The following is a 5,660-nucleotide window of genomic DNA, read 5'->3' on the forward strand; positions in this document are numbered from 1 at the left end:
CCCCTTCCCGAGATCAGCTGTTCAACGGTGTCCGCGGCAGCCTACGGCGACAGCGACCTCAAGGGCCAAGAGTGACACCATAGAGCCGGGAATGATGGTCTTGGCATCGTTGTTCCCGAGCCGACAAATTCGGTTTCTACCTCAGGCCGGATTTCATCACCAAGCGTCTGTTATCAACGCTCGGGTGGCACCCTCGTCGGTTGCGAACGCTCCCTTGGCGAGCAGATAAAGGAAGTTTCGGGCGCTCGCCCGCACCGCTCAAAACGATGGTGCGCGAACTGCGGTCTCCAGCGACCGGCTTTCGGTCGGGTAACGGTTGACCTCCGCATGCAAACGCACCTGCAGGAGGCACGCTGACCTACCCTATGTCAGCGAATATCGTTTGAGGCCGCTAGAGACGAATTGGGGTCGGTCCGAGCTTTGGACGTTTGCGTCTCGTCATGATGGAGGAGGTCGGCCATTGCTTTTGATGCCTGCCACCAAGCCCCAGCCGGCAAAGCGAGCCCGCCTACCGCCCTGAGCGGGTGGAAGCGCCCTCCCCTCCCCTAAGCCGCTCCGCTGATGGGGCGGTTTTTACTGCCGTAAAAACTGCTCTTTGTGTCAGAAAAACCAGGCGTTTAGCCAGATGAGCCGGAGAGTTCCAGTCGAACGACAACCCGCCATTATCCGACGACAGCAGGAATCGGCCGCAAGGAAGCCCGCTAGTGCTGTTAACCTTCTGTTAACCTAAAACTTCTTGCCGGGCTTTCCGAATCGGAGCTTAATGGCGCTTGTTGAATAATTTCATCGCAAAAAGCGCCAATTCAGGTTTTCGACGAGAATGAATATCGCCATGCGGCTACCGAGCTTCGAGTTCGATGAGAAAATCCTCGAGCAGGGTGCTGAGATATCACGGCGCCTTAACCAGCTTCGGATGGAGAAATTTCCCCCCGATGCGGCCAAGACGCTGCGTTCGTTTTCGATGGCAGAAGTCGCTCACTATCTTGGTGTCTCGCAGAACAATCTGAAGCGCCTTCATCTGGAGGGCAAGGGCCCCCTGCCCGAGCAGATCCCATCGGGACGCCGGTCCTACACTGCCCAGCAGATGCTTGAGCTGCGCCATTTCCTGGACCAGCATGGCAGGACCGAAGTCAAGAAGTATGTCCCGCACCGCAAGTCCGGCGACAAGCTCCAGGTCGTTGCTGTCGTCAACTTCAAGGGGGGCAGTGGCAAGACAACGACTGCCGCCCACCTCGCCCAGCATCTGGCCTTGACCGGCCACCGTGTTCTTGCAATCGATCTCGATCCTCAAGCCTCACTGTCGGCCCTGCATGGCTTCCAGCCGGAACTTGATAACAACCTCTCGCTCTATGAGGCGATTCGTTACGATGACGAACGCCGCTCGATTGCGGACGTAATCCTTCCGACGAATTTTCCAGGTCTCGATATCATCCCCGCCAATCTCGAATTGCAGGAATACGAATACGACACGCCCCTCGCCATGCAGGATAAGACGTCAAATGCCGGGCGCCAGTTCTTCACGCGCATGGCGAAGGCGCTAACGGAGGTCGACGATCGCTATGACGTTGTCGTGGTCGATTGCCCGCCCCAGCTTGGCTACCTGACGTTGACGGCCATGTCGGCGGCGACGTCGGTTCTCATTACAGTTCATCCGCAGATGCTCGACCTGATGTCGATGAGCCAGTTCCTGCTCATGCTCGGCGGCATATTGAAAACCATCAAGGCCGCCGGTGCGGCAATCGAGCTCGATTGGTTTCGATATCTGATCACACGCTACGAGCCGACGGATATCCCGCAGGCGCAGATGGTAGGCTTCATGCAGTCCATGCTTGCCGGCCAGATCCTGGAGAACCCGATGTTGAAGTCGACGGCGATTTCGGACGCGGGTCTCACCAAGCAGACGCTCTACGAGGTGGAGAAGTCGGCCTTTACCCGTTCCACCTACGACCGTGCACTGGAATCCCTCGATGCGGTCAATGCTGAAATCGCGACGCTGATCCATCGTGCGTGGGGACGGTCATGACGGCGAAGTTTACGGCAGTAAAAACTGGAAATTTTGTCTTTGAAATCAAATCGCTAACCGCGATTGGAGGCGGTTAAATGGCACGCAGGGACATTTTCGGCAGTGTGTTGGGCCCTGCGACGGCAGTGGCTGATGCGAAGGACGTATCCGGGTATGCCGTTCGCGGGGCGTCGCGCTCCATCATGCAATCCTTCGAGGAGCTCTCCAAGAGCTCGGTCGTGGATCTCGATCCGGCATTTGTAGACACCTCCTTCGTTTCGGATCGCCTGGACGAAGACGATGAGGCATATCAGGAGTTGCTTGCGGCCATTCGGGAAAGAGGACAAGATTCTCCGATCCTGGTCAGGCCTCATCCTGAGCTCTCCGGTCGCTTTCAGACCGTCTTCGGGCATCGGCGCGTCAAGGTTGCCCGCCAGCTGGGACGGCCAGTACGCGCGGTCGTCAAGAAGATGGGCGATGAGGATCATGTTATTGCCCAGGGCCAAGAGAACGCCGCAAGGGCCAATTTGTCCTTCATCGAAAGGACCCTGTTTGCCGATCGCATTCTCAAGCGCGGCCACACGCCCGACACGGTGAAGTCGGCTTTGGCGCTCGATGACACGACCTTCTCGAAGATGCGTTCTGTTACCAGCAACATTCCAGAGCCAGTCATTGTGGCCATTGGCGCCGCCAAGACTGTTGGTCGGGACAGATGGTGGCAGCTCGCCAAGCTCATGGAGCATCCGGATAGCGCGGGCAGGGCGGCCGACTATGTGGCAAGTCCAGAGTTCGCCACGTCAGGCAGTGACGCACGATTTGCGCGTCTGTTCGACTTCATGAGCGCGCCGGCAAAACGCGCGCCAGCAGCATCGAAGACACAGGAAAAGGCTTGGGCACCGCACGACAGATCCGTGCGAGCCAAGATCACCGACACAGGAAAAGTGTTTACGCTTGCCCTGAAGGCCAAGGAAGCCTCGCCGTTCGGAGCGTTCATAACCGATCGGCTGGACGAGCTTTTCGAGGCTTTTCGGCAATCGGAAACAGCCAAGAAAACAGGAGACTGAAACCGCAAAAGAAAAAGGCCCCCGAACGTCGCCGTCGCGGAAGCCCTTCTCGTCTGTAGCAAGCTGAGAATCGCACTTCCCCGAATCACTGTCAAGAGTCGTGGCGCCATTTCGGCGAGCAGATTTCTTTTGCCTGATTGAAAGGCGAGGGAAATGGAGAGTGGGTTTGCGACGACGCCCTTTGGGCGGCGGCCGATGACGCTTGCGTTGGTGAAAGCCAACACGGCGTCAAGGCAGATACCTCAGGGGTCTGTCGTCGAGAAATGGCAGGTTTATCGGTGGCTGTGCGAGGGCAAGTCGATTGTCGGCGTCGGCGATCGCGCCCTGGCGGTGCTCAGCGGGCTTTTGACGTTTTATCCAGACGACCAGATCAGCGAGGAAAACGGGTTGATGGTCTTTCCGTCCAACGCTCAGCTATCGCTGCGGGCGCACGGCATGGCCGATTCCACGCTGCGCAGGAACCTGGCGGAACTGGTAAGTTGCGGCCTCATCATCCGCAGGGACAGCGCCAACGGCAAAAGATTTGCCCGCAAAGGGCCGGGCGGGGCTGTGGTGGAGGCCTTCGGCTTCTCCCTGGCCCCGTTGATCACCAGGGCAGCGGAGTTTCAGCAGGCGGCCGACCAGGTTCGAGCCGACGGTCGGGCGCTCAGACTGATGCGGGAGCGCATCACGCTGCACCGCCGCGACATCCATAAGCTGATCGAGGCCGCTGTCGAGGAGGATGTGCCCGGGGACTGGGGAACGCTGTGGAAGCGGTTCCGGGCCATTGTGGACGCAATTCCACGCCGGGCAGGCCTGTCGGAGCTGGAAGGGGTCGTCGCCGAGCTGGTAGAGCTGCACGAAGCGGTCAACAAGATGCTGGAAAGCTTCACAAATGCCAAGAATCCTAGCGGCAATGAGTCCCATAATGAGCGGCAGCAATCTGATTCAAACACAGACTCCACTTTTGTATTTGAACCGGCTTTCGAGAAAAGCAGGGCGGAGGCCGAGCCAACATCCCACCCGCCCGAGAAGCCGAAAGGCTACCCGATTGGACTGGTGCTGCGGGCCTGTCCCGATATTGCCGACTATGCCGTCAACGGGATCGGAAGCTGGCGCGACTTGATGATGACCGCCGCCCAGGTGCGAGGGTACCTTGGCGTGTCGCCTTCAGCCTATGAGGAGGCTTGCCATGTGATGGGCCAGGAAGTTGCCGCGATCGTGATCGCCTGCATTCTGCAAAGAGCGCAGCATATCAACTCGGCTGGCGGTTATCTGCGCGTGCTGACCGAAAAGGCAAAAGCGGGTGAGTTTTCTGTTGGACCTATGCTCATGGCGGCGCTGAAAGCCAATGGCGCGTCAGCACGGATGACCGGATGAGCGTGGGCAAGGCAAGATATCGCGGGGCAGCGGCGTAAGGATGTGACCGGTGCTGTTGAGGTGGCCTGGCACATTCCCACCTGTCGGCGGGGTTTGCGGCGCGGCCACTGAACGGGTTCGTTCTTGAAAACAGTCTACAAGTGCCATATCTTTTGCACACGAAATATGACTCCCGATATGGTAGGATGAACACCATGGGCCAGGCACTCAAGATAGCCGAGCAGAATGGACCTCTCATCTTGTCCTACATGGACCGGAATGGGAAGATTGCGATTGGGCAGGTCGCGGACGGTTTTGGCATGTCCAAAGGCCAGTTGGCCCAGACTGCAGGTCTTGCGCGCGAGACGCTTTATCGGTCAGAGCGTAGCGCCACGGGAAAGACCCAGGGGCGTCTGCGAGAAATGCTCGAGATCATCAGCCGGGTGACGGATTGGGCGGGTGGCAAGGAGCAGGCGATGGCCTGGTATCGGGCTCAGCCGCTTCCGGCATTTGGGGGACGCACCGCTGAGGCGCTGGTGAAGGACGGCAAGGCAGCAGCGGTCCGTGATTATCTCGATCACATGGCCGTTGGCGGGTTTGCGTGAGGTTCGTCGGAACCTGCTACCGCGCACATGATCCACGTTGGGCATTCAAGCCGACTTCCGGCGAAGGAGCGGCGATCAGAGGTGCGCGATTTAATCCCAAAGGCGTGCCGGCGCTCTATTTGGCGCTGACCATCATGACAGCGGTCAAGGAAGCCAACCAGGGGTTCGCGCACCGGATCGATCCGTGCGTGCTGTGTTCCTATGAGATCGACTGCGATGACATCGTTGATCTGACAACAGACGAGGGCAGGGGAGAATTTTCTATCGCGCTCGAAGAGATGGCCTGCGCCTGGGCGACGGCGCTCAGCGACGGAGAGCGCCCAGCGTCCTGGTCCATCTACGACCGCTTGCGACCTCGAAATATTGCCGGCATCGTGGTCCCAAGTTTCGCGCCGAGCGCCGAGATGGAGGATCGTAACCTGGTCCTTTGGGACTGGGGCCCGGGTCTACCGCACAAGGTGGCTGTATTCGACCCCAGTGGTCGGCTGCCGAGGGATCAGCTGTCTTGGCGATAGACCGATCCGCCAGGGGAGGGGGCCTACAGTCCACTGGCCCTGGTGAGATTGACGCGAAACCGGTCCCTGCGCCGCTGGTAGCGGCGGGTCATTTCGGCCGACGTATGGCCCAACTGCTTTTTAACGTAACGCTCGT

5 protein-coding genes and 1 pseudogene are annotated in these 5,660 nt (G+C 59.0%); 5 read left to right on the top strand and 1 reads right to left on the bottom strand.

What is annotated here, in order from left to right; translation table 11 throughout:
• Positions 1-820 precede the first annotated feature (820 nt).
• From repA to EN990_RS34580, 5 genes are all read left to right on the top strand, one after another.
• Positions 821-2,023 (top strand): plasmid partitioning protein RepA, encoded by a 1,203-nt coding sequence (gene repA / locus EN990_RS34560; RefSeq protein ID WP_013525328.1) that lies wholly within the window; start codon positions 821-823, stop codon positions 2,021-2,023.
• A gap of 77 nt (positions 2,024-2,100) precedes the next feature.
• Positions 2,101-3,066, top strand: coding sequence for a plasmid partitioning protein RepB (repB, locus tag EN990_RS34565; protein ID WP_013525329.1), 966 nt, complete (start codon positions 2,101-2,103; stop codon positions 3,064-3,066).
• A 153-nt stretch (positions 3,067-3,219) separates the two neighbouring features.
• A complete protein-coding gene (gene repC / locus EN990_RS34570) occupies positions 3,220-4,425 on the top strand; it encodes a plasmid replication protein RepC (RefSeq protein ID WP_127369049.1) in 1,206 nt (401 codons plus the stop codon).
• 194 nt (positions 4,426-4,619) lie between these two features.
• Positions 4,620-5,009: an MbcA/ParS/Xre antitoxin family protein gene (locus tag EN990_RS34575; RefSeq protein WP_127369048.1), complete on the top strand. Its 390-nt coding sequence runs from the start codon at positions 4,620-4,622 to the stop codon at positions 5,007-5,009.
• Positions 5,006-5,524 (top strand): RES family NAD+ phosphorylase, encoded by a 519-nt coding sequence (locus EN990_RS34580; protein WP_127369047.1) that lies wholly within the window; start codon positions 5,006-5,008, stop codon positions 5,522-5,524. The genes EN990_RS34575 and EN990_RS34580 overlap by 4 nt, the downstream gene beginning before the upstream one ends.
• A gap of 23 nt (positions 5,525-5,547) precedes the next feature.
• Here the strand turns inward: EN990_RS34580 and EN990_RS36520 are convergent.
• Positions 5,548-5,660: pseudogene (locus EN990_RS36520) on the bottom strand (integrase); the annotation flags it as partial.

Origin of the sequence: Mesorhizobium sp. M7A.F.Ca.US.005.03.1.1 (assembly GCF_003997975.1) — a bacterium.
Lineage (GTDB): Bacteria > Pseudomonadota > Alphaproteobacteria > Rhizobiales > Rhizobiaceae > Mesorhizobium > Mesorhizobium ciceri.

Excerpts from the sequence above, each read along its gene's own strand:
- repA (WP_013525328.1), top strand. The coding sequence starts at position 821 with ATGAATATCGCCATGCGGCTACCGAGCTTCGAGTTCGATGAGAAAATC.
- repB (WP_013525329.1), top strand. The coding sequence starts at position 2,101 with ATGGCACGCAGGGACATTTTCGGCAGTGTGTTGGGCCCTGCGACGGCA.
- repC (WP_127369049.1), top strand. The coding sequence starts at position 3,220 with ATGGAGAGTGGGTTTGCGACGACGCCCTTTGGGCGGCGGCCGATGACG.
- EN990_RS34575 (WP_127369048.1), top strand. The coding sequence starts at position 4,620 with ATGGGCCAGGCACTCAAGATAGCCGAGCAGAATGGACCTCTCATCTTG.